Origin of the sequence: Streptomyces sp. CB01881, from assembly GCF_002953255.1 — a bacterium.
GTDB lineage: Bacteria > Actinomycetota > Actinomycetes > Streptomycetales > Streptomycetaceae > Kitasatospora.
The window spans coordinates 9,916,096-9,939,490 of record NZ_CP026498.1; the positions used below are offsets into that span (position 1 = coordinate 9,916,096).

Below are 23,395 nucleotides of genomic sequence, written 5' to 3' on the forward strand. Positions count from 1 at the left end.
GCCCCCGGGCCCCGTCGTACCGCCCACCGGTCCCCAACCCTCCGCAACCCGACCGTCCCACTCGCCCGGGGAGTCAAGGAATGCCGCTCAACCGCCACCTCAGCAAGGGCCGCGACCTGGCCCGCACGGCCGGCGACCACGCCTCCGACATGTTCGCGCCCCTCACCGTCATCGGGCGCGGACTGCGCCACCACGCCGGCTGGGCGAAGGACCGCTGGCAGGCCACCCCGAAGGAACGGCGCGGGCCGACGGTCTTCCTGGTCGCCGCGATGCTGCTCGGCATCTACCTGCTGCCGCACGGCCTGCTCTTCGCCCTGGTGGCACTCATGGCCAGCTCCGCCTGGGCCGGCCGGGCCCCCAAGGCGGCGTCGGCCCCTCCCGAGCCGGACGTCGCCGACATCAAGCTCTCCGCCCTCTACGCGGCACTCACCCCGTACCTGGCGGGACCGGACGACCTCAACCCGCTCTACCACCACGAGCGCGGCTACAAGGACGCCTTCCGCGCCTGGGAGTTCGACGGCGAGGGCCGGCTCTCCCGGCTGGAGCTGGCCTACCCGGCGTACTTCACCGACACCGAGCCCGCCGCCCGGGCCCGGATCGAGCAGGTCGTCCAGGGCAAGGCGGGCCGGGCCCGGGAGTACCGCTTCGACTGGGACGAGGAGTCCAACAAGCTGCGGATCGTCACGCTGGCCCCGCTGCCGACGGACATCGCGGCGCAGCGCTTCGTCGCCGCGCCCGGCGAGATCGTGCTCGGCTTCACCGACGAGGACGGCAGCGCCCGCACCATCCCGGTCGGCCAGGGCGGGGCGATCGTCCAGCAGCCGCCCGTGGTCTGGCGCACCGGCCCGCGTTCCGCCGAGCCGCACCTGCTGGCGCTCGGCGTGACCGGCTACGGCACGTCCAGCCTGATCCGCTCGATCGCGCTCCAGGCGCTCCCCTTCGGCGATCTGGTGGTGATCGACGGGGCGGGCACCGGCGAGCACGCCTGCCTGGTCAACCGGCCCGGTGTGCACACGGTGGAGACCAGCCTGCACGGCGCGCTGGCCGCGCTGGAGTGGGCCGCCCAGGAGACCGAGCGCCGGCTGACGGCGCTCAACGCCGCCCGGCACGCCGGATCGGCGCCGCCCGAGGACATCACCCGGCCGCTCTGGCTGCTGCTCGACCACCCGACCGAGCTGAGCGAGCTGGCCCACGCCGAGAGCCGCCCGGACCCGCAGGACCTCCTGGAGCTGCCGCTGCGGCACGGCCGCGCGGCCAGGGTCACCGTGGTGATCGCCGACGACGTGGAGGCCCGCGACCGGATCACCCCGACCGTCCGGGCGACCACCCGGGCCCGGGTGCTGCTCGGCCCGGCCGGCCCCGAGGAGGGCTGCGCCGCCCTCGGCGCGCCGCTGGACATCGTGCCCGCCGCGCACGCCCCCGCCGGGCGCGGCTACGCCCGGATCGGCAACGGCGCCCCCGTCCGGCTCCAGGTGCCGGCCACCGTCGACCCGCTGGACGAGGAGGCGCCCGCCCAGCTGCGGGACGCGGTGATCTCCCTGCTGCCGCACCGGGACACCCGGACGGAGGCGGCCGCGCCGGTGGACCTGCCGCCCCGCCCGGAGGGCCCGCCCCCGGCGCTGCCGGCCGATCCCGGCCCCCGGGCGGCCGTCGACCCGGGCAAGGAGCACGCCCCCCTCCGCTTCCGCCCGCTCGCCTGATCGGGCGGCCCGGCGCGGGGGCGGCGCGGGGGCGGCGCGGGGGCGGCGCGGGGGCGGCGCGGGGGCGGCGCGGGGGCGGCGCGGGGGCGGCGCGGGGGCGGCGCGGGGGCGGCGCCCCGCGAGGAAGGCCGTCCCGGTACGCTCGTCCTGGAAAGGCCGACCGATCACCAGATGTGAAATAGGTGACACCTGGGGTGATATCAGCGGCCAGATGTGACAAATCGGGCGCCGATGGGTACAAACAGGGGCGGCACGACAGACGACGCATGTCCCGGGACGGGAATCTTCGTCGGAAGCCGAGCGTTGACCGAACGACGAAGAACAGCGACCACTAGTCCTGTGGGCCATAAGCCCGGGAGGCACGATTCATGAGCGAGCGAGCTCTCCGCGGCACGCGACTCGGGGCCACTAGCTACGAGACCGACCGTGGTATCGATCTGGCTCCCCGCCAGACCGTCGAGTACGCATGTCAGAACGGACACCGATTCGAGGTTCCTTTCTCGGTCGAGGCGGAGATCCCGTCCGCCTGGGAATGCCGCTTCTGCGGCCAGGAAGCCGTACTTCTCGACGGTGACGAGCCGGAGGAGAAGAAGACCAAGCCCACGCGCACCCATTGGGACATGCTGATGGAGCGCCGGACGCGCGAGGAGCTGGAGGAGGTGCTGGCCGAGCGGCTGGCCGTGCTCCGCTCCGGAGGGATGAACCTCGCGGTACACCCGCGGGACACCCGCAAGAGCGCCTGACCCGGCCCCCGTCACCCGGCGGGAGCACGCGAAAAGGGACCCTGGCCACCAGGGTCCCTTTCGCGTTGTCCAGACCTTTTCGCGTTGTCCGGACCGGTTCGCCCGGACCGGTTCGCGTTGCCCGGACCACCTGCTCAGACCGTCCGGCTGACCGGCTGACCCGGGCCACCGCTCGCTCCCGGTCACTGCACCGGCTCCGGGGCCGGGTCCGAAGCGTGCGAACCCGGCCCCGGAGCCCCGCGGTCAACCGTTGATCGGCGGACGGTAGGTGGTGTCGGGCCCCTGCGGGCCGGCGCCGGGCTCGACCACCTCGCCCTGGATCACCTTGCCGTCCGGGCGGTGGATCCGCAGCTGCTCCTGCAGCCGCATCGCGTCCGCGAACGGGTCGGCACCGACGGCGGAGGTGCTGCGCAGCGCCTTCCGGGCGAAGCCGCGCCCGGCCGCCCGCCAGAGCGCCCGGGTGGGCGGGAGGAGCAGGGTGAGCGCCAGGGCGTCCGAGAGGAAGCCCGGCACGATCAGCAGCAGACCGGCCAGCACGGTGAGGCTGGTGCCGGTCTGCGGCTGCTGCGGCTTGAGGTCCCGGCTCTGGTCGATCGCCGCCGACAAGGCCTTCAGCCCGGCCCGCTTGATCAGCGAGCCGCCGATCAGCACGCCGGCCAGGAGCAGCAGCACCACGGTCAGGCCGCCCAGCCACGAGCCCACCTGGACCAGCAGCCAGATCTCCAGCACCAGCCAGGCGGTGATCAGCAGCGGCACGACCCGCCGGAGCTTTCCGCGCGGGGCCGGACGGGCGGGGGCGTCTTGCTGGGTCACGGTACGAATCCACTCCCTGCGGTGCTCTGCGCGCCGCACGGGAGGTCCGGGCCGGCTACGGCACCACCTGGTCCAACGATCCGCCGGCTGCGCGTGTTCCGGCGGCGGGCCCGGCCTGGCCCGCCCCGGGCCGGGGCGGGGCGGGGCGGGGCGGGCCGGGCCGGAGGGATCAGGAGGACTCGGGGCCGGTCGGGCCTGCCACCCGCCGACGGCGGCCGGCCAGCAGCGCCGCGCCGCAGGCCAGCAGACCGCCGACGGCCAGCGTCCACTCGGGCACGGCGCCCACGCGGTCGGCCACCGTGGTGCCGTCGCGCAGCGGGACCACGGCGGACAGCTGGGCCGCGGTCAGCTCCTCGGTCTGCTGCTGCACCGTGCCGTCGGGGGCGATGACGGCGCTGATGCCGCTGGTGGCGGCGATCAGTACGGCCCGGCCGTGCTCCACGGCGCGCAGCCGGGACATCGCGAGCTGCTGCTCGGGCTGGCCGGTCTTCGCGTAGGTGGCGTTGTTGGTCTGGACGACCAGCACCCGGGCGCCCTGGTCCACGGTGTCGCGGACGATCTCGTCGTACGCCACCTCGAAGCAGATGACGTCGCCGATCCTGGCCGGGCCGAGCTGCATGACGCCGTTGTGGTCGCCGGGGTAGAAGTCGCGGGCCACCCGCTGGAGCCGGGTGATCACCTTCATCAGCTGGTCGCGGAACGGCACGTACTCGCCGAACGGCACCGGGTGCTGCTTGGTGTAGGAGGCGCCCGGGCCGCTCTTCGGGTCCCAGACGATGCCCTCGTTCTGGACGTGCTGCTCGTCCGGACCGTCGACCAGGGTGCCGACCAGGGTGGGCACGCCGACCGAGCGGACGGCCTCGTCGATGCGCTGGTAGGCGAGCGGGTCGCTGAACGGGTCGAGGTCGGAGGAGTTCTCCGGCCAGATCACGATGTCCGGCTTCTCGGCCTTACCGGCCTTGATGTCGGCGGCGAGCTTCTCGGTGGCGGCGGCGTGGTTGTTGAGGACCATCATCGGACGGCCGAGGAAGTCCATGCCGGGGTTGGGCACGTTGCCCTGGATCAGGGCGACCTTGACGGTGCCGGCCGCGGCGGTGGGCACCGGGACCAGGTAGCCGGCCAGCAGGGCGGCGACGGCGCCGAGCGCCGCCAGCGCGGCGGTCTTCGGTGCCCGGCGGGGGCCGCGCAGCCGCAGCGCCGCCCAGCCGAGCAGGGCGCCGGAGAGGGCGACGGCGAAGGTCACCAGCGGAGCGCCGCCGAGCGCGGCGAGCGGGGTGAACGGAGTCGCGGTGTTGGCGAAGGCGAGCCGGCCCCAGGGGAAGCCGCCGAGCGGCAGCCGGTCGCGGGCCCACTCCTGGGTGACCCAGAGGCAGGCCGCCCAGAGCGGCCAGCCGGGCAGCCGGGAGGTGAGCGCGAGGCCGGACCCGAGGAGGGCCAGGAAGAGTGCCTCGACGACCGAGAGGCCGATCGTGGCGTCCCAGCCGACCACCCGCAGCCAGCTCAGCAGCAGCAGGAAGAACGGCAGGCCGAAGGCGAAGCCCGTCCAGGCGGCCTGCCGGGCGGTGCGGCCCCGGGTGAGCAGCGAGAACGCGGCGACGCCCACCAGTGAGAGCGGCCAGAGGTCGAACGGCGGGAAGGCGAGGGCGAGCAGGAGTCCCGCGAGCACGGCCAGCCCGGTGCGGGGCAGCCCGGCCCGGATCCTGGCGAGCACCCGCGCCCGCCGCCCGGGCGAGGACGCCTCGTCGGGTGTCTCGGGTGCGGTCCCGGACCGCTCCTGGGTGACGGGCATGGCCACCGGCGCACCATCTCTCTCGGTGCCGCCTCGCGGAGGTACGGGGACGGCTGTTCGGACGCTGTCCGAAGAAGGTACCCCGGAATGTCACCCGACCGTGAGGTCGGGTTGGCCCGGGCCGCCCCCGGTGCGCGAACGGGCCGAACCCGGCGCGCGGGAGGGCCCGGGCCGGTGCGCGCCAGGACCGAGCCCGGCGCGCGGGAGGACCCGGGCCGGTGAGGCGCCGGGGCGGCTCAGCGCGCGGCGTAGCGGACCTCCCCGAGCGGCCAGTCCTCGGCGAGCCAGGCGGAGACGGTCCGGTGGAGCACGGCGTCCAGCTCGGCCCGGTCGGCGCGGACCCAGGAGCTGACCTTCGCGACGGCGGGGTCCTCCCGGTCCGGGTGGATGTAGACACAGCCGACGACGGCGTCCCCGGGGGTCTCCAGGACGGTGTAGGTGAAACCGGAGCGCCGCTCGAAGTCGGCGGCGTGCCGGCGCAGGTCGGCGAGGTTCTGCTCCGGCGTCATGCCCTCGGCGGGCGGCCAGCTGCCGGTCCAGCCCGGGGTGGCGTGGATGTGGTCGATGCTCGACGACCAGGCCGCGAGATCGGAGGCGTTGTGCTGCCCGCCGAGGGGCTCCAGGCGGAACCCCTCGGCGGTGAGCGTGCGGGGGACGGCGAAGTCGGCGGGTACGAGGTCGGTCATGGGGATCAATCTAGGGTCCGTCTTCAAACGCCCGTCGTCCGCCCGCCAGGCAGGCGGGAGTTTGAAGACGGCCCCTGGGGGGCGTGGCGCCGCCGCCTCACCCGGTTTCAGCCGGCCGGCCGGTCGTCCGCGGCGAGGTACACCGTCCGGCCGCGGACCACCGTGCGCAGGCAGACGGGGAGGGGGCGGCCCGGGGTGAGGTCGGGCAGGCCGGGGGTGCCGGAGCGCGGGTCGGTGGACCATCCGGCCACGCGGGAGTCGGGGGCCTGGACGACCAGGTCGTCGGCGGCCCAGACCGCGTAGCTGGCAATCGCGCCGGGGACGAGGACGCCGTCCTGGTCCCGGCCGAGCGCGCGCCAGCCGCCGCGGGTGTGGGCGGTGAAGGCCGCCCGGACGGAGATCCGGTGGTCCGGCGTCCGGTGGAAGGCGGCGGCCCGGACGGTGCCCCAGGGGTCGAGCGGGGTGACCGGGGCGTCCGAGCCGAAGGCGAGCGGGACGCCGGCCCGCAGCAGCGCGGCGAAGGGGTTGAGGGCGGCGGCCCGCTCGGCGCCCAGGCGCTGGACGTACATGCCGTCCGGGCCGCCCCAGGCGGCGTCGAACGCGGGCTGGACGGAGGCGGTGAGGCCCAGCTCGGTGAAGGCGGCGATCGACTTGTCGTCCAGCGCCTCGGCGTGCTCCACCCGGTGGCGCAGCGCCCGGACCCGGTCGGCGCCGACCCGCTCCCCCGCCGCCCGGACGCCGTCCAGCACCGCGGCGATCGCGGCGTCGCCGATGGCGTGGAAGCCGGCCTGGAGCCCGGCCTCGGTGCAGGCGGACACGTGGTCGGCGACCTGTCCGGCGCTCAGGTAGGAGGTGCCGGTGTGGTCGGCGTCGGCGTAGGAGGCGTGCAGGCAGGCGGTGTGCGAGCCGAGCGCGCCGTCGACGAAGAGGTCTCCGCCGGCGCCCGCCGCGCCCAGCCGCCGGGCGGTCTCGACTCCGCCCAACTCGCCCCAGTAACCGAAGACTTCGGGGCCCTCGCCCTCGGCGGCGAGGGCGAGCAGGGCGGTCAGGTCGGCCTCGGAGGAGATCTCCGGGCCGGCGCACTCGTGCAGCGAGCCGATGCCGAGTTCGGCGGCCCGGGCCAGGGTGGCGCGCTGGGCGCGGCGGCGCTGCCCGGGGGTGAGGTGAGCCAGCGCGGTCTGCCGGACGGCGTGGTGGGCGTCGCGGGTGAGCGGGCCGTCGGCGTCGTGGCCGGGCTGCCCGGCGAGGCCGGGGGTGAGGGCGCGCAGCGCGGTGGTGGCGAGCGCGGAGTGCACGTCGGTGCGGGACAGGTAGACGGCGGCGCCCCCGGCCGCCGCGTCCAGCTCGGCGAGGGTCGGCGGGCGGCCCTCGGGCCAGCCGGTCTCGTCCCAGCCGTGGCCGAGGAGCACGCCGCCGGGCTCGTCCGGGTCCGCCGCGGCGGAGGCGACGAAGGCCGCGACGGCGGCCAGGGCGGCGGCGAGCGAGGGGCTGCCGGTGAGGTCGAGTCCGGTGAGCGCCAGCCCGGTGGAGGTGGCGTGCACGTGCGCGTCGACGAAGGCGGGGGTGACCAGCGCGCCGTCCAGCTCGACGATCTCGTCGGCGATGTCGGCGTACGCCCCGGCGGCGCCGTCGCTGCCCACCCAGGCGACGTGTTCGCCCTCGACGAGCATCGCGGTGGCGAAGGGGTCGGCGGGGCTGTAGACGGCGCCGCCGCGCAGCAGGACGGTCCGGGAGGTGCGTTCGGTCATGGGCCTTAGTCTGCACCCCTCCGGGCCTGCTCAGAGCTTCGGGGGCCGCGCCTCGTACGGGGTGGAGAGCACGACGGTGGTGCGGGTGGAGACGCCGGCCGCGCTGCGGATCCGGGCCAGCAGGTCCTCCAGGTCGCCGGGGGCTCCGACGCGGACCTTGAGGATGTAGTTCTCGTCCCCGGCGACACTGTGGCAGGCCTCGATCTCGGGCAGCCCGGCGAGCCGCTCGGGGGTGTCGTCCGGGGCGCTCGGGTCGAAGGGCTTGACCGAGATGAACGCGGTCAGCGCCAGGTCGACGGAGTCCGGGTCGATGATCGCGGTGTAGCCGCGGATCACCCCGCGCTGCTCCAGGCGCCGCACCCGCTGGTGCACCGCCGAGGTGGACAGGCCGGTCGCCTTGCCCAGGTCCGTGTAGCTCATCCGGCCGTCCTCCAGGAGCAGCTGAACGATGCGTTGGTCGAGATCCTCCACAAGGCGCAAACCTACCCCTTCGGGGGCGCGGGCAGGTGCCACGGCGGGAGTGCGGGGTGGCACGGGCGGTGGTGCGGGGTGCCGGGCGGGCACATGCCGGGCGAATGTGGCGAAGGACACACCCGGTGCATCACAGTGCGCCGAGCCGCAGGGTTATGAGTCCGCGTCGCAGGGAAGTGCTGGTTGTGGCCCCGGGCGACCCCGCCGGGCCCGATCCGAGGGGGATCACCATGCGTGCAACCGACCCGCGTTCGCCGAGCGCCGACGACACCCACGATATGACCGACCGCGACGGTCTCGCGGTCCCGAACGGCCTCGCGCCGGGGGTGGACCCGGGAGAGGCCGACACCTGGGAGATCTTCCGGGTGCACTGCCCCGAGTGCCGCCGCCCGATCGCCCTCGTGGGCGACGAGGAGCGGCTGCCGCAGCACGCGGTGCTGCCGACCGCGTGGCACCCCTTCTCCCCCGCGCTCTGCCCGGGTTCGGGCGCACCGACGGACGACCTGGCCGAGGTGGAGCCCTCCGAGGACGCCGAGGCGGACGGCCTGGAGGCGCTGCTGGCACTGCCGGCCGAACTCGACTGGCGCACCCAGCCGTTCTCGCACGCGGTGGCGCACCACCCGGTCCGGGTGACGGCCGTCGCCCCGCTGATCCCGCAGCAGCGCCGCCGGCTCGCCCGGCACTGACGGCGCGCGGCTCCCTCAGCCCGCAGGGTTCCCACCACTCCCGCAAACCGCAGGGCCCGCCGGGTGCCTGACCGCCCGTCAGGCGGCGGCCGATCCCGGCGGGACATGCCTCCGGGCGTCACTCCGCACCCTGGAGTGACGCCCGGAGGCGGTTCGGGGGGCCGCCGGGGAGCAGCCCGGGGGTCAGCCCTGGGTCAGGTGGCGGCCGATCACCAGGCGCTGGATCTGGTTGGTGCCCTCGACGATCTGCAGCACCTTGGCCTCGCGCATGTAGCGCTCGGCCGGGAAGTCCTGGGTGTAGCCGTAGCCGCCGAGCACCTGGACCGCGTCGGTGGTCACCCGCATCACCGTGTCGGTGCAGAACAGCTTGGCCATCGCCGCCTCCTTGGAGAACGGCAGGCCGGCGTCGCGAAGCCGCGCGGCGGACAGGTAGAGCGCGCGCCCGGCCTCGATCTGGGTGGCCATGTCGGCGAGCATGAAGGACAGGCCCTGGAACTCGGCGATCGGCCGGCCGAACTGGCGGCGGGTGCGCGCGTAGTCGACCGCGAGGTCGAGCGCGGCCTGGGCGACGCCGACGGCGCAGGCGGCGATGCCGAGGCGGCCGGAGTCCAGCGCGGCGAGCGCGATCTGGAAGCCCTGGCCCTCGGTGCCGATCAGCCGCTCACGGGCCACCCGCGCGCCGTCGAAGTGCAGCTGGGCCGTCGGCGAGGACTTCATGCCCATCTTCTGCTCCGGCGGGGCGGCCGAGAGACCGGGCACGGTCCCGGGGACCAGCAGGCAGCTGATGCCGCGCGGGCCCGGCTCGCCGGTGCGCACCAGGGCGCTGTAGAAGTCGGCCTGCCCACCGTGGGTGATCCACGCCTTGGTGCCGCTGACCACGTAGTCCTCGCCGTCCAGGTCGGCGCGGGTGCGCAGCGCGGCGGCGTCGGAGCCGGACTGCGGCTCCGAGAGGCAGTAGGCGCCGAGCTGCTCGCCGGAGAGCATTCCGGGCAGCCAGGCGGCGCGCTGCTCCTCCGTGCCGAAGGTGGCCAGGGCGTGGCAGGAGAGCGTGTGCACGCTGACGCCGAGGCCGACGGCCAGCCAGCCGGACGCCAGCTCCTCCAGGACCTGGAGGTACACCTCGTAGGGCTGGTCACCGCCGCCGTACTTCTCCTCGTACGGGAGGGAGAGCAGGCCGGCCTCGCCGAGGGTGCGGAACACGTCACGCGGGAAGTGCCCGGCGGCCTCGTCCTCCGCCGCGCGCGGCTGGAGCTCGCGCTGGACCAGGTCCCGGGTGAGGCTCAGCAGCTCGCGGGCCTCCTCGGTGGGCAGCTGGCGGTCCACGGCTTTCGCAGGGGAGGGGGTCATGGCGGCTGGTCGCCTCCTCGTTCGGGCGACGGGCCCTGCTGTGGCGGGCCCGACGCGGGTGTGGCAGGTCGGCCCGACCGGTACCGGATTACGGTGAACGGCCGTTCACAAGCGTGGCGAAGTGAGTATGCCCGATCCCGGCGCCGCCGTCACGACCAGCGGAACATCACTGTCCGTATCGGCGCACGGGCCACCGTAGGGTGGCCGATGTGGCTGCTTCCGAATCCTTCGAAACCCGTCCCGGCACCCGGCCGGGCACGCCCGCGGCGGACCCGAACGCCCCGGCGGCGGACCTCGGCGCGCTCGCGGCCGAGCTGCGCGGGCTGGCGCCGTCCTGCGGGCCGGTGCGGCTGGTCGCGGTGGACGGGCACGCGGGCTCCGGCAAGACCACCTTCGCGGGCCGGCTCGCCGCCGCACTCGGGGGCGCGCCGGTGGTGCACCTGGACGACCTCGCCACCCACGCCGAGCCGTTCGGCTGGGCGGGCCGGCTGCGCACGCAGGTGCTGGAGCCGCTGGCGGCCGGGCGGGACGCCGCGTACGAGGTGTACGACTGGACGTTGCGCCGGTTCGCCTCGACGGCGGCGGTTCCGCTCGCGCCGGTGGTCCTGGTGGAGGGGGTCGGCGCCGGGCGGCGTGCGGTGCGGCCGTGGCTGGCCCGGCTGGTGTGGATGGAGCTGTCGGCCGAGGACGCCCGGCGGCGCGGCGAGGAGCGGGACGGGCCGGCACTGGCGGAGTTCTGGGAGGGCTGGGCGCAGGCCGAATCGGCACATTTCGCCGGCGACCCGAGCCGCCCGCACGCCGGGACGACGGTCGACGGGGTGACCGGGCGGATCTCGCCGGGCACCGTCGGTGAACCTTCAACAAGCCCTTGACCTGCGGTATCGCCAGAACATAGGTTCTCCTCAGTTGCCGCGGTGACCGAGCGTGCAACTCCCAGACGCGGCATCCCCGACTTGTTCCCCCGTGAGCCGGGGGTGCCGCCCCCTTCCGGTACGGGCCCCGGTCCGAGCGCCACCCCGGCCTCCGGGCCGGCACCGTCCCGGGCGCCGGCCCGACACCACGCCGACCTCCGGCCCGAACACCGTCCCGGCTGCCGGTTCGAGCCCGTCCGACCCGTGCGGGCGCCCAACGGCCGCGCCCCCGGTCGCATTTGACTGCGCGCGGCACCCTTCCGGATCAGCGCCACGCCGGTACGATTCCAGGCAGGCGCATATGCGCCCCGGGGCATCGACCACCGGCCGGCACTCCGCACACGACCCGCCGGCCGAGCCCCGAGGCACACCGCGGGGGGCGTGAGTGACGACGGTGGACAGTTCCGACGGCAACAACGCGGGCGGCCCGGCTCCGAACCGGCTCGCCGACCGTGCCTGGCTGCGCGCCATGGACGCCTACACGGCGGGCGCGTACGCCCGCGCAGAGGAGGAGTTCCGTGCGGCCGTCCGGCTCGATCCGGGGATGGCCGACGCCTGGCTCGGCCTGCACGCCCTGCGCAGCGACACCTCCGGGGCGCTGCTCGCGATGTACCGCCACCAGAAACGGTTCGGCGAGCAGCGCCGGCTCCACCGCCGCCCGCTCAGCTCCTGGTACTGGCTGGGCTGGTGGGTCCAGCCCGTGCTGGAGGACGCCCGGGACCTGGCCCTGGCCCACGCCTCGCACTGGCTGGACGGCCGCCATCTCGCCGAGCTGGACCAGGCGTTGGCGCAGTGCCCGGCCCCCGCCGACGACCCGTCCGCGCGGTTCCTGCACGCCTGCCGCTCCTACCTGCTCAAGGACTGGGAGCAGCTGATCCGGGACACCGACCGGCTGCTGGACGACCCGCTGCTCGGCATCGAGGCCGGCCTCTTCGCCGGCATGGCGCGGGTCCGGCTGGACATGTGCGCGCAGGCCCAGGCGCCGCTGGCCGCCTCGCTCGCCCGCTGCCGCTCCGAGCAGCCGCAGCGCAAGGAGCTGCGGTACTGGCTGGCCCGGGCGTACGAGGGGGCCGGGCGCAGCGCCGCCGCGCTGCCGCTCTACCGCGCGGTGCACCGGGCCGACCCGGCGTTCATGGACACCGCGGCGCGGCTGGCGGCGATCGCGGCCGAGGACGGGCTGGTCGACGGGCTGCTGGACGCCGTCGGCGGGGCCGGCAGCCACGGCCCGGGAGCGGCCGTGCTCGGTGAAGACGACTTCGACGCGGCGGAGTTGGAATCGGCGGAGTTCGCGTCGGCGGAGCTGGAATCGGCTGGGCTGGAGTCGGCGGAGCTGGACGAGCCCGGGGCGGAGACGGCGGGGCCGGGCGTGCCAGGGGCGGGCACGGCGGGGTTCGGCACCCCCGGGTACGGCCCGGGGACGTTCGAGGCGGAGGCCTTCCCCGGGGAGGCCTTCCCCGCCGAGGAGCTCCCGGGCGAGGCCGTGCCCCCGGCCGGCCCCTCCCCGGCCGACGCGCCGGCCGGGGCCGCGGGGGCCGGAGCCCCGCCGTTGGCCGCCGGCGAGCGCACCGGCTCGGCCGTCCCGCCCGTCGCCCCCGCCCCGACCGCCGGGGCCGGTCCGGCGCCCGCCCTGGGCGCGGCGCTCCCCCGGCTCGCGAGCCCCTCGGCGCCCGCCGAACCGGTGGGCAGTGAACGGGAGTTGGACGAGGCTCTGGCCGAACTCGCCCGGATGGTCGGCCTGGAGCCGGTGAAGCGGCAGGTCCGGGCGCTCTCCGCGCAGTTGCGGATGTCCCGGCTGCGGGCGGCGCAGGGCCTGCCGGTCCAGCCGCCCAAACGGCACTTCGTCTTCTCCGGCCCCTCCGGCACCGGCAAGACCACCGTGGCGCGCATCCTCGGCCGGGTCTTCCACGCCCTCGGCCTGCTCTCCGGCGACCACCTGGTCGAGGCCCAGAGAGCCGACCTGGTGGGCGAGTTCCTCGGCCAGACGGCGGTCAAGGCGAACGAGCTGATCGACTCCGCGCTGGACGGCGTGCTCTTCATCGACGAGGCGTACAGCCTCTCCAACTCCGGCTACAGCAAGGGCGACGCGTACGGGGACGAGGCGCTCCAGGTGCTGCTGAAGCGGGCCGAGGACAACCGGGACCGGCTGGTGGTGATCCTGGCCGGCTACCCGGAGGGGATGAACCGGCTGCTCGCCACCAACCCCGGCCTCAACTCCCGCTTCACCACCCGGGTCGACTTCCCCAGCTACCGCCCCGACGAGCTGACCGCGATCGGCGCGGCACTCGCCGACCGGGACGGCGACGGCTGGGACGAGGACGCCGCCGAGGAACTGGCCAGCATCTGCACCCACGTGGTGCGCGAGGGCTGGATCGACGACCTCGGCAACGGCCGGTTCATCCGCACCCTGTACGAGAAGTCCTGCGCCTACCGGGACCTACGGCTCTCGCTGCTGCGCGAGCCGCCGGGCCGCGAGGACCTGGCGACGCTGCGGCTGCCGGACCTCGTGCAGGCCTACGGCGAGCTGATCGACGGCCGGGGCTGACCCGGGGGTCGGGAACGGCCCGAAGGGGCCTGCCCGAAGGGGCCTGCCCCCGGCCGCCGGTCCGGCCGTACAGCCGGTCCGGCCCCGGTCAGCCGGTCCGGCCCCGGTCAGCCCGTTCAGCCCCGGAGGAACTTGTCCTCCCGTTCCCGGTCCAGGCCGACCACCGGACGGTCCGGGCGCTGCGGGGCCGCGCCGCCGATGGACTGCAACCAGGCCCAGGTGTCCGCCACCGTCTCCGCCACCGGCCGGCAGCGCAGCCCGGCCGCCACCGCCTTGGACACGTCGGAGCCGTGCATGGTGTCGTGCAGCTCGCCCGGCGGGATCCAGACCGGCAGGTCGCTCCACGGTTCGATGCCGGCCGCCAGGATCGGGCCCGCCTCGGTCCAGCGCAGCTCGGCGTCCGAGCCGGTGGCCCGGACGCAGGCCTCCAGCAGCCCGCCCATGGTGGCGTGCCCGGACGGGCTGACCAGGTCGTACGCGCCGCCGAGCCCGGCCGCCAGGGCGTCGAGCGTCCAGACCGCGAGATCGCGGCCGTCGATGTACTGCAGCGCGAGGTCGCGCGGGCCGGGGGCGAGCACCGGGCCGCCGCGGGCGATCCGGCCCAGCCACCAGGGCAGCCGGCCGATGTTCTCGTACGGGCCGAGGATCAGCCCGGCGCGGACGAGCAGGGCCCGGTCGCCGAGGGCGTCCAGCAGGGCCAGCTCGGCGCCGCGCTTGGCCTGCGCGTACGGCACCTCTCCGTCGTCCGGCGAGCCCTCGACGACGGCCGCGCCCTCGTCCGCCCCGGCCGGGGTCGGGTACGCGTACACCGACCGGCTGGACACGTACGCGTAGCGGCCGGTCCGGCCGGCCAGCAGGCGGGCGCTGTCGCGCACCGCCGAGGGCGCGCCGGACCACGTGTCCACGACCGCGTCCCACTCCCCCTCGGCCAGCGCGGCCAGGCCGCCCTCGGCCCTGCGGTCCCCGTGCAGGGCACGCACACCCTCCGGCGGCGCGTGCGTCCCCCGGTGGAAGACCGTCACCTCCCAGCCCCGGGCCAGCGCCTCCTCGGCGACGGCGCGGCCGACGAACTCCGTTCCACCCAGCAGTAGAAGCCTCATGCCGACCACCCTGCACGAAGGTGGCCGGCATGGGAACGGACGCACGCCCAGAGCGGAATCGCCCGTAGCGCAACGGAATCGGGAACCGTCAGGCGGCGGAGCGGTGGTCCGGGTCGTGCACCTCGCCGACCAGCTCCTCCACCACGTCCTCCAGCGTCACCACGCCGAGCGTGCGCCCGTCCTGGTCGATCACGGCGGCCAGGTGGCAGGTGGCCCGGCGCATCGCGCCGAGCGCGTCGTCCAGCGGGAGCGTGCCGCGCAGCACCGTGATCGGCCGCCAGAGGCGGGCCGGGACCGGCGCCGACTGGTCGTCGACGTCCAGGATGTCCTTGAGGTGCAGGTAGCCGAGGTAGCCGTGGCCGGCCGGGTCGCCGTCGGTGACCGGGAAGCGCGAGAAGCCGGTGCGCAGCGCCAGCTCCTCGACCTGCGCGGCGGTCACCTTGGTGTCCACGGTGACCAGCTGTTCGGGCTTGAGCAGGACGTCGGTGACCGGCCGGCGGCCCATCTCCAGGGCGTCCTCCAGGCGCTCCTGACGGCCCTCGTCGATCAGGCCCGCGTCCCGGGAGTCGACCAGCAGGTACATCAGCTGCTCGGTCGTGAAGACCGACTCCACCTCGTCCCTGGCCTCGACCTTGAACAGCTTCAGCACACCGTTGGCGAAGGCGTTCAGGAAGCGGATCACCGGCGCGAGCCAGCGCGCGAGCCGGTCCAGCGGCGGGCCCAGCCAGAGCGCGGCCTTCTCCGGGCCGGCCAGCGCCATGTTCTTCGGCACCATCTCGCCCATCACCATGTGCAGGAAGACCACGACGGCCAGCGAGATGCCGTAGGACAGCGGGTGCATCAGGCCGGACGGGATGCCCATCGCGTGGAACGGGCCCTCCAGCAGGTGGGCGATGGTCGGCTCGGCGAGGGCGCCGAGGCCCAGCGAGCAGACCGTGATGCCGAGCTGGGCGGCGGCGAGCATCGCGGAGACGTTGGAGAGCGCGTGCAGCACGGTGCGGGCGCGCCGGTTGCCGGCCTCGGCCAGCGGTTCGATCTGGCTGCGGCGGACCGAGATGACGGCGAACTCGGCGCCGACGAAGAACGCGTTGCCGAGCAGCAGCAGGAGGGCGACGGCCAGTTGGAGCGCGGTCATCGGGTCCCGTCCTCGTCGTCACCGAAGCGGTGGTCGCCTGCGGTGCGTTCGACCCGCACCCGGCTCGTGCGGTGGCGGTCCACGGCCTCGACGGTGAACCGCCAGCCGGGCAGCTCGGCCTGCTCGCCCGGGGCGGGCAGCCGGCCGAGCAGGCCGGAGACCAGGCCGGCCAGCGTCTCGTACGGGCCGTCCGGCGCGTGCAGGCCGATGGCCTCCAGCTGGTCGGTCCGGGCCCGGCCGTCGGCGGCCCAGACGGGGCGCCCGTCGACCGGCGGCAGCGGGACCAGCTCGGGGGTGTCGGCCGGGTCGTGCTCGTCCTGCACCTCGCCGACGATCTCCTCGACGATGTCCTCGACGGTGACCACGCCGGCGGTGCCGCCGTACTCGTCCACCACGATGGCCATCGGCTGGAGCCGGCGCAGCTGGTCGAGCAGCCGCTCGGCCGGGAGCGTCTCGGGCACCAGCAGTGGCGGCACGGCCAGCTCGCCGACCCGCACCAGGCCGCGCCTGGCGGGCGGGACGGCGAGGGCGTCCTTGAGCGTGACGGTGCCGGTGACCTCGTCCAGGCTGCCGGTGTAGACCGGGAAGCGGGAGAGGCCGGTGGCCCGGGTGAGGTTGAGCACGTCGGCGGCGCTGGCGTCGCGCTGGAGGGCCGCGACGTCCACCCGGGGGGTCATCACGGACTCGGCGGTCAACTCGCCCAGGCCGAGGGTGCGCACGAAGAGGGTCGCCGACTCCTCGTCTATCGCGCCGGCCTTGGCCGAGTGCCGGGCCAGTGAGACCAGCTCGGCCGGGGTGCGGGCGTGGCCCAGCTCCTCCTGCGGCTCGATCCCGAAGGCGCGGACGGTGCGGTCCGCGGAGCCGTTCAGGAAGCTGATCAGCGGGCGGCAGGCCCGGGAGAACGCCATGTGCGGGGCGGCCACGGCGCGGGCCACCTGGAGCGGCCGGGAGATCGCCCAGTTCTTCGGGACCAGCTCGCCGATCACCATCTGCACCACGGTGGCCAGCCCCATGCCGATCACCACGGCGACGGCGCGGGCCGCCCCGTCGGACAGGCCGATGCCGGTGAACACGGGTTTCAGCAGGACGGAGAGCGCCGGCTCGGCGAGCATGCCGACCACCAGCGAGGTGACGGTGATGCCCAGCTGGGCGCCGGAGAGCTGGAAGGAGAGGTGGCGCTGGGCCTTGGCGATCCGGCCGGCCTGCGCGTCGCCGGCCTCGGCGGCGCGCTCGACGGCCCCGCGCTCGACGGTCACGAAGGCGAACTCGGCGGCCACGAAGAGGCCGTTGGCGAGGATGAGCAGGAGTGCCGCGAACAGCAGCAGCCAGGCGGTGATCACAGTGCCGCCTGCCTTCCGGTGGTCGGAAGTGGGGCGGCGCAGGTACTACCGGACGGATCGTCCATGGACGGGGGGAGTCACTCCTCTGGTCGTTGCGAGCAGGGCCAGGGGACCGTCGACGGTGCGCTTTGCCCTGCTTTTACCAGCGTAGACGATACCCGTACGGCTGCCGGATCCGTGTTCGAGGCGGCCGCCCGGGCCCCCGGACCCCTGTGACTCCGGCGACTCCGGTGCCCCCTGCGACTCCGGTGTCCCGGGTCCGTGGCGGGACCCCTCGGGGCCGGTGCCCCTCGCCGGTCAGCGGCCGTGGTGCTCGACCAGGTCGCGCAGCGCGCGGGCGTCCGCGATCGCCTGCGCCTTGCCCACGCCGGACTGGATGCCGACCGCCGCGAGCGAGGTGCCGTCGGCGAGGTCGAGCGTCGCCCAGGGGTCGCCCTGGCGGAAGTTGACCCGGACGATCTCGGCCCAGGCCAGCCTGCGGCGGCGGACGAAGTTCACCACGGTGATGCCCTCGGCGTCGGCGCTCACCCGGGGGCGGGCCAGCATCAGGCCCGCGCCGGCGAAGAAGACGCCGCTGAGCACCATCATGATCCGGTCGTTGAGCTGCCAGTTCGCCGGGAGCGCGACCGCGATCACGGCGAACAGGACGACCAGCAGCGTGCAGACCGGCAGCAGCACGGCGCGGGTGCGGCGCGGCGCCCAGGTGACGGGGAACTCGGCGGGGGTGGACACGTGGGGTCTCCGGGGGGGCGTTCTGGGGAAGTCCAGCGGACGGGGCGGGGACGCCGGCCGGCGTCCCCGCCCCATTGAACCGGTGCTTAACTCCGCGCCGGCGACCGCCTCCGGGGCCGGAGGCGGCGGACGGTCAGAGGCGGCAGGCGTGGATGTTGGTGACCAGGATGGCGCGGGCGCCGATGCCCCACAGGTCGTCCATGATCCGCTGGGCCTCCTTGCGGAGCACCATCGAACGGACCGCCACCCAGCCCTCGGTGTGCAGCGGCGAGACGGTCGGCGACTCCAGGCCCGGGGTCAGCGCGACGGCCGCGCCGACGTTCTCGGCGCGGATGTCGTAGTCCATCAGCACGTAGCGGCGGGCGACCAGCACGCCCTGCAGGCGGCGCAGGAACTGGTCGACGGCCGGGTCCTCGCCCGCGCCCTTGGGGCGGATCACCACGGCGTCGGAGACCAGGATCGGCTCGCCGAACACCTCCAGGCCGGCGTTGCGCAGGCTGGTGCCGGTCTCCACCACGTCGGCGATCACGTCGGCGACGCCCAGCTGCACCGCGGTCTCCACCGCGCCGTCCAGCTTGGTCACGGTGGCCTTCACCCCGTGGTCGGCGAGGTGCTGCTCGACCAGGCCGGTGTAGGAGGTGGCGATCCGCAGACCCTCCAGGCCCTGCACGTCCTTGACGTCCACGCCCTCCGGGCGGGCGAAACGGAAGGTGGAGCCGCCGAAGCCGAGCGCCAGCACCTCCTCCGCGTTGGAGTGCGAGTCCAGCAGCAGGTCGCGGCCGGTGATGCCGACGTCCAGGCGGCCGGAGCCGACGTACACCGCGATGTCGCGCGGACGCAGGAAGAAGAACTCGACCTGGTTGTCCGGGTCGACGAGGACGAGCTCCTTGGGGTCCTTGCGCTGGCGGTAGCCGGCCTCATGGAGCATCTCCGCCGCGGGACCCGAGAGCGAACCCTTGTTGGGGAGGGCGATGCGCAGCATGGAGGTCGGTTCCTTACCTGTTTTGGTGGGGTGGTGCGGTTCTCCGGACCGGTGACCGGAGGTACTTGCGGACGTCTGACTAGAGGTACTTGTAGACGTCGTCGAGCGTCAGCCCGCGGGCGACCATCATCACCTGAAGGTGGTAGAGGAGCTGGGAGATCTCCTCCGCGGTCTGCTCGTCCGACTGGAACTCGGCGGCCATCCAGACCTCGGCGGCCTCCTCGACGACCTTCTTGCCGATCGCATGGACGCCCTGCTGGACGAGCTGCGCGGTACGGGAGGACGAGGGGTCGCCGGTGGCGGCCTTCTGCTGGAGCTCGGTGAAGAGCTCCTCGAATGTCTTCGAAGCCATGATGGACTCACCTTACGGCGTGCGGGCTTACGGGCGGTAAACGATCCCGGACCGTGGACAGTCCGGTGGACGTCCACGGTCCGGGAGCCGCACGCGGGTTCGGCGGCGGAGCGTACGGGCCGGGTCAGAGGGCACGCAGGGCGGCGGCGGTGGCCACCGCCGCGGTGACGGCCTCGTGCCCCTTGTCCTCCGCCGAGCCCGGCAGACCCGCGCGGTCCAGCGCCTGCTGCTCGTTGTCGCAGGTCAGGACGCCGAAGCCGACCGGCACCCCGGTGTCCACGCTGACCTGGGTGAGGCCGGCGGTGGCGGCCTGGCAGACGTAGTCGAAGTGCGGGGTGCCACCGCGGATGACCACGCCGAGGGCGACCACGGCGTCGTAGCCGCGCTCGGCGAGCCGCTTGGCGGCGACCGGCAGCTCGAAGGTGCCGGGGACGCGCAGCACCGTCGGCTCGGCGATGCCGAGCTCCTTGAGCGCGCGGTGCGCGCCGTCCAGGAGGCCGTTCATCACCTGGTCGTGCCACTGGGCGGCGATCACGGCGACCTTGAGGTCGGCGGCGTTGTCGATGGTCAGCTCGGGGGCGCCGTGGCCGCTCATGTGCTGGTCCTCTTTCGGGGTCTGCGGATCCACGGGGATCCGCGGGGGTCTGCCGGGGTCGGTCGGGGCCTGTCGGGGCCTGTCGGGGCCGGTCGGGAGGTGGTGCGGGTGGTGCGGGTGGTGCGGGTGGTGCGGGTGGTGCGGGTGGTGCGGGATCCGGTTCAGGAACCGAGGCCGGGCAGGTCGTGGCCCATCCGGTCGCGCTTGGTGCGCAGGTAGCGCAGGTTGTGCTCGCCCGCCGGGGTCTCGACCGGCTCGCGGCCCTTGACCTTGAGGCCGTGCTCGGTGAGCGCGGCCAGCTTCTCCGGGTTGTTGGTGAGCAGGGTGAGCGAGCGCACCCCGAGGTCGCAGAGCATCTGCGCGCCGATGCTGTAGTCGCGGGCGTCGGCGGGCAGGCCGAGGTCCAGGTTGGCGTCGACGGTGTCGCGGCCCTGCTCCTGGAGCTCGTAGGCGCGCAGCTTGTGGGCCAGGCCGATGCCCCGGCCCTCGTGGCCGCGCAGGTAGAGGACGACGCCGCGGCCCGCCTCGGCGACCTTCTGCAGCGACGCCTGGAGCTGCGGGCCGCAGTCGCAGCGCAGCGAGCCGAACACGTCGCCGGTCAGGCACTCGGAGTGGACGCGCACCAGCACGTCCTCGCCGTCCGGCAGCCGGCCGTCGGCGTCCAGGCCGCCCGCGACGAGCGCGAGGTGCTCGACGCCGTCGATCGTGCCCTGGTAGCCGACCGCGGTGAACTCCCCGTACGCGGTGGGCAGCGCGGTGACGGCGGCCCGGTCCACGTGCAGCTCGGTGCGGCGGCGGTAGGCGATCAGGTCCTCGATCGAGATGATCGCCAGGCCGTGCTCACGGGCGAAGGCGACCAGCTCGGGCAGCCGGGCCATGGTGCCGTCGTCGTTGACCACCTCGGCGATCGCGCCGGCCGGCGGCAGCCCGGCCAGGCGGGCCAGGTCGACGGCGGCCTCGGTGTGGCCGGGGCGGACCAGCACGCCGCCCTCGACGGCCCGCAGCGGGAAGACGTGCCCGGGGCGGGTGAGGTCGGCCGGCTCGGTGCCGGAAGAGGAGAGCAGCCTGACCGTGCGGGCGCGGTCGGCGGCCGAGATGCCGGTGTCCACCCCGTCGCGGGCGTCGACCGAGACGGCGTAGGCGGTGCCCTTGCGGTCCTCGTTGACCTGGGTCATCGGGGGCAGCTTGAGCCGGTCCAGCTCGTCGCCGGTCATCGGCGCGCAGATCACGCCGGAGCTGTAGCGGATGGTGAACGCCATCAGTTCGGGGGTGGCCGCGGAGGCGGCGAACACGATGTCGCCCTCGTTCTCGCGGTCCTCGTCGTCGACCACGATCACGGCGCGGCCGAGCGCGATGTCGGCGACCGCCCGCTCGACGGGGTCGAGCACGAGGTCGTCGGTGCCGGGGTCGGTGCTCATGCGGAGGCTCCCTGAAGGACGGTGGCGGAGGTGGGGCGGGGCGCACGGGTGCTCAGCCACCAGGAACGCAGGCCGAGCAGCACCAGGACGAAGTAGATCGAGTAGGTCAGGCCGGAGAACGAGTAGCCGCTGTTGAAGGCGAGCGGGACGCCGACGATGTCGACGGCGATCCAGGCGAACCAGAACTCCACCCAGCCGCGAGCCTGGGCGACCATCGCCGCCAGCGTGCCCACGAAGATGTAGGCGTCCGACCAGGGACTCCAGGAGAGGCTGGGGTTGGCCAGGAAGAGCCAGGCCAGTGCCCCCGTGCCGAGTGCGGTTCCGGCCACCAGCGCGGCCCGCTCCGGCCAGGTCGCGAACCGGACGGCGATCTCACCGGTGCCGCGGCGGCCGCGCTGCCACTGCGTCCAGCCCCAGGCGGCCGTGGCGACGACGATCAGCTGCTTGCCGATCAGGCCGGGCACATGGCCGTTCAGGTACGCCGTGATCAGCACGACGCCGGAGAGCAGCTGGACCGGCCAGCTCCACACCGAGCGGCGCCAGCCCAGCGCGAGGGCGGACAGTCCGAGCAGGTTGCCGAACATGTCGGCCCACTTCACGTGCTCACCGAAGGCGGTGAACGCTTCTCCGCTCAGCCAGTTCACTTGGACTCTCCGGTCGTCTCTGCCGCGGTCGTCGGGGGGAGGGCGCGGGATTCGAGCAGGCGCTCCACGTACTTGGCGAGGACGTCGACCTCCAGGTTGACGCTCTCGCCGACGGTCTTCGCGCCGAGCGTGGTCAGCGCGAGGGTGGCGGGGATGAGGCTCACGGTGAAGCTGTCCCGGGCCGCCTCGACCACGGTCAGGCTGACGCCGTCCACGGTGATCGATCCCTTCTCCACCAGGTAGCGGGAGATGGTGCCGGGCAGCGAGAAGCGCAGCACCTCCCAGCGGAGGTTGCCGTCCGCGTCGCGCTCGCCGGGCTCGCGGCCCAACAGGGCGCCGGTGGCGTCGACATGCCCCTGCACGAGGTGCCCGCCCAGCCGGGCGCCGAGCGCCATCGCCCGCTCCAGGTTGACCCGGGACCCGGGCTTCAACTCGCCCAGGCTGGAACGGTGCAGCGTCTCGGCCATCACGTCGGCACTGAACTCGCCCGTGTCGGCGGCCAGTTGCTCGGGGGTGTCGACGACGGTCAGGCAGACGCCGTTGACCGCGATGGAGTCGCCGTGATGCGCGCCCTGACAGACCACCGGGCCGCGCAGGCGGATTCGCGAGGAGTCGCCGATCTCCTCGATCGACACGACCTCGCCGAGCTCTTCGATGATGCCGGTGAACACCCGGGTTCTCCTCGCGCTTGGGGCGCGGACTCCGGGGCGGCATGGGAGAGGACACGGACGGGCACGGGTGCACGGACCCCGGGGCACGACCCGTCGCCGGGGTACCGCAGAACCGCCGGGAGAGAGCTCTCCCGTCGTACACCTACCCAAGGTCCACCGGGGGACCACGGGCACTGCTCTTCATCCGTCGCGCACGCCTCCCATCCGGACTTTAACCGTCGGTCCAGGAATTTCACCTGGTCAACCGGCCGCTGGCTGCGGACGGGTCGCGGACTGTAACCGCCGGTTCGGATTTTCACCGACCCCGGAGTGCGCTGAACGTCACTGCTACTACTGACGTCATTGTGCCATGATCCCCGCGAAGCGAGGGAGAGGCCTCCGCTGTGTCCTGTTTCACGTGCGGGGCGGGAATGCGCCGGGGTGCGCGGATCACGTGATCCGGCCTCCCGGCGCGGGGCTTCACGGGCCGGCGGGCTCCGTCCACGGGTGCCAACGCTCCATGGGTGTCACGCTCAACCGGTGTCAACGCTCCACGGGTGTCAACGCGCCATCGGCGTCAACGCTCCAGCAGTGTCACCTCCGCCCGATGGCGGCGCTGCTGTTCGGCGTCCCAGTCCCCCGTGCAGTAGACGGAGAGCCGGCCGATCGCGCCGTCCCGGACATCGGCGCGCAGCAACTCGCGGCAGTACCAGCGCTCGCCGTCCTGCTCCCAGCTCTCCTCGACCTCCAGCACGAACCCGGCGGCGGTCCGGTCGAGACGGTGGCGCGGGACGGTGCCGGGCGCCGGATGGCCGCCCCTGCGCAGAGCAACCAGGCCGTCGACGCCGCGCGACTGGAGCCGCCAGCACGGGACGGTGAGGTCGCAGAACACCTCGGGGTGGAAGAGGCCCGCGGGCGGGGTGCCGGTCTCCAGGAAGGTGACCAGGAGGGCGGAGAGGCGGTCGGTGACGGCGGGTGCGGGCGTCGTCGCCGTGATGGTCATGGTGCCGC

At 74.4% G+C, this 23,395-nt stretch carries 22 protein-coding genes and 1 riboswitch; of the genes, 5 read left to right on the forward strand and 17 right to left on the reverse strand.

Annotated elements, in window-relative coordinates; all coding sequences use genetic code 11:
• The first annotated feature begins 80 nt into the window (after positions 1-80).
• Together C2142_RS32725 and C2142_RS32730 are read left to right on the forward strand one after the other, a co-directional pair.
• Positions 81-1,700 carry a hypothetical protein gene (locus tag C2142_RS32725; RefSeq protein WP_148646426.1) on the forward strand — a complete coding sequence of 540 codons (1,620 nt, stop codon included), beginning with the start codon at positions 81-83 and terminating at the stop codon, positions 1,698-1,700.
• 368 nt (positions 1,701-2,068) lie between these two features.
• Positions 2,069-2,443, forward strand: coding sequence for an RNA polymerase-binding protein RbpA (locus C2142_RS32730; RefSeq protein WP_030396357.1), 375 nt, complete (start codon positions 2,069-2,071; stop codon positions 2,441-2,443).
• A gap of 243 nt (positions 2,444-2,686) precedes the next feature.
• On the opposite strand, the gene fxsA is transcribed toward C2142_RS32730, so the two are convergent.
• The 5 genes from fxsA to C2142_RS32755 all read right to left on the reverse strand — a co-directional run bounded on the left by fxsA (position 2,687) and on the right by C2142_RS32755 (position 7,950).
• Positions 2,687-3,256 (reverse strand): FxsA family membrane protein, encoded by a 570-nt coding sequence (gene fxsA / locus C2142_RS32735; protein ID WP_241002912.1) that lies wholly within the window; start codon positions 3,254-3,256, stop codon positions 2,687-2,689.
• A 169-nt stretch (positions 3,257-3,425) separates the two neighbouring features.
• Positions 3,426-5,045 (reverse strand): apolipoprotein N-acyltransferase, encoded by a 1,620-nt coding sequence (gene lnt, locus C2142_RS32740; RefSeq protein WP_148646427.1) that lies wholly within the window; start codon positions 5,043-5,045, stop codon positions 3,426-3,428.
• A 236-nt stretch (positions 5,046-5,281) separates the two neighbouring features.
• Positions 5,282-5,731, reverse strand: a complete 450-nt coding sequence (locus C2142_RS32745) for an N-acetyltransferase (protein ID WP_148646428.1) — start codon at positions 5,729-5,731, stop codon at positions 5,282-5,284.
• 107 nt (positions 5,732-5,838) lie between these two features.
• Positions 5,839-7,479, reverse strand: coding sequence for an amidohydrolase family protein (locus tag C2142_RS32750; RefSeq protein WP_148646429.1), 1,641 nt, complete (start codon positions 7,477-7,479; stop codon positions 5,839-5,841).
• Between the two features lie 30 nt (positions 7,480-7,509).
• Positions 7,510-7,950, reverse strand: a complete 441-nt coding sequence (locus C2142_RS32755; RefSeq protein ID WP_030243361.1) for an Lrp/AsnC family transcriptional regulator — start codon at positions 7,948-7,950, stop codon at positions 7,510-7,512.
• A gap of 230 nt (positions 7,951-8,180) precedes the next feature.
• Here C2142_RS32755 and C2142_RS32760 point away from each other — a divergent pair, with 230 nt between their 5' ends.
• Positions 8,181-8,636 carry a hypothetical protein gene (locus C2142_RS32760; protein ID WP_194235829.1) on the forward strand — a complete coding sequence of 152 codons (456 nt, stop codon included), beginning with the start codon at positions 8,181-8,183 and terminating at the stop codon, positions 8,634-8,636.
• A gap of 183 nt (positions 8,637-8,819) precedes the next feature.
• On the opposite strand, the gene C2142_RS32765 is transcribed toward C2142_RS32760, so the two are convergent.
• Complete coding sequence (locus C2142_RS32765; RefSeq protein WP_148646430.1) at positions 8,820-9,983, reverse strand: acyl-CoA dehydrogenase family protein; 1,164 nt, start codon at positions 9,981-9,983, stop codon at positions 8,820-8,822.
• Between the two features lie 314 nt (positions 9,984-10,297).
• On the opposite strand from C2142_RS32765, the gene C2142_RS32770 reads away from it, so the two are divergent.
• The gene (locus C2142_RS32770; protein ID WP_148646689.1) at positions 10,298-10,855 is read left to right on the forward strand and encodes a hypothetical protein; all 558 of its coding nucleotides are present in this window, start codon (positions 10,298-10,300) and stop codon (positions 10,853-10,855) included.
• A gap of 433 nt (positions 10,856-11,288) precedes the next feature.
• The gene (locus C2142_RS32775) at positions 11,289-13,436 is read left to right on the forward strand and encodes an AAA family ATPase (protein ID WP_241002913.1); all 2,148 of its coding nucleotides are present in this window, start codon (positions 11,289-11,291) and stop codon (positions 13,434-13,436) included.
• Between the two features lie 116 nt (positions 13,437-13,552).
• On the opposite strand, the gene C2142_RS32780 is transcribed toward C2142_RS32775, so the two are convergent.
• From C2142_RS32780 to C2142_RS32830, 11 genes are all read right to left on the reverse strand, one after another.
• Positions 13,553-14,536 (reverse strand): NAD-dependent epimerase/dehydratase family protein, encoded by a 984-nt coding sequence (locus C2142_RS32780; RefSeq protein WP_148646431.1) that lies wholly within the window; start codon positions 14,534-14,536, stop codon positions 13,553-13,555.
• An 88-nt stretch (positions 14,537-14,624) separates the two neighbouring features.
• Positions 14,625-15,671, reverse strand: coding sequence for a hemolysin family protein (locus C2142_RS32785; protein ID WP_148646432.1), 1,047 nt, complete (start codon positions 15,669-15,671; stop codon positions 14,625-14,627).
• Entirely contained in the window at positions 15,668-17,011 is a 1,344-nt protein-coding gene (locus tag C2142_RS32790) for a hemolysin family protein (RefSeq protein ID WP_148646433.1), read from the reverse strand. The genes C2142_RS32785 and C2142_RS32790 overlap by 4 nt, the downstream gene beginning before the upstream one ends.
• A 297-nt stretch (positions 17,012-17,308) precedes the next feature.
• On the reverse strand, positions 17,309-17,743 hold the full coding sequence (locus C2142_RS32795) for a PH domain-containing protein (protein WP_241002914.1): 435 nt from the start codon (positions 17,741-17,743) through the stop codon (positions 17,309-17,311).
• A gap of 133 nt (positions 17,744-17,876) precedes the next feature.
• Entirely contained in the window at positions 17,877-18,725 is an 849-nt protein-coding gene (gene hisG / locus C2142_RS32800) for an ATP phosphoribosyltransferase (RefSeq protein WP_148646435.1), read from the reverse strand.
• 79 nt (positions 18,726-18,804) lie between these two features.
• Positions 18,805-19,077 (reverse strand): phosphoribosyl-ATP diphosphatase, encoded by a 273-nt coding sequence (locus C2142_RS32805; RefSeq protein ID WP_030306151.1) that lies wholly within the window; start codon positions 19,075-19,077, stop codon positions 18,805-18,807.
• A gap of 124 nt (positions 19,078-19,201) precedes the next feature.
• Complete coding sequence (gene ribH / locus C2142_RS32810) at positions 19,202-19,672, reverse strand: 6,7-dimethyl-8-ribityllumazine synthase (protein WP_148646436.1); 471 nt, start codon at positions 19,670-19,672, stop codon at positions 19,202-19,204.
• A 161-nt stretch (positions 19,673-19,833) separates the two neighbouring features.
• On the reverse strand, positions 19,834-21,090 hold the full coding sequence (locus tag C2142_RS32815) for a bifunctional 3,4-dihydroxy-2-butanone-4-phosphate synthase/GTP cyclohydrolase II (protein ID WP_148646437.1): 1,257 nt from the start codon (positions 21,088-21,090) through the stop codon (positions 19,834-19,836).
• Positions 21,087-21,674 (reverse strand): nicotinamide mononucleotide transporter family protein, encoded by a 588-nt coding sequence (locus tag C2142_RS32820; RefSeq protein WP_148646691.1) that lies wholly within the window; start codon positions 21,672-21,674, stop codon positions 21,087-21,089. The genes C2142_RS32815 and C2142_RS32820 overlap by 4 nt, the downstream gene beginning before the upstream one ends.
• Positions 21,675-21,730: 56 nt before the next feature.
• Positions 21,731-22,405 (reverse strand): riboflavin synthase, encoded by a 675-nt coding sequence (locus tag C2142_RS32825; protein ID WP_148646438.1) that lies wholly within the window; start codon positions 22,403-22,405, stop codon positions 21,731-21,733.
• 188 nt (positions 22,406-22,593) lie between these two features.
• A riboswitch (FMN riboswitch) is annotated at positions 22,594-22,721 on the reverse strand.
• 240 nt (positions 22,722-22,961) lie between these two features.
• Complete coding sequence (locus C2142_RS32830) at positions 22,962-23,387, reverse strand: hypothetical protein (RefSeq protein WP_148646439.1); 426 nt, start codon at positions 23,385-23,387, stop codon at positions 22,962-22,964.
• Positions 23,388-23,395: the final 8 nt, after the last annotated feature.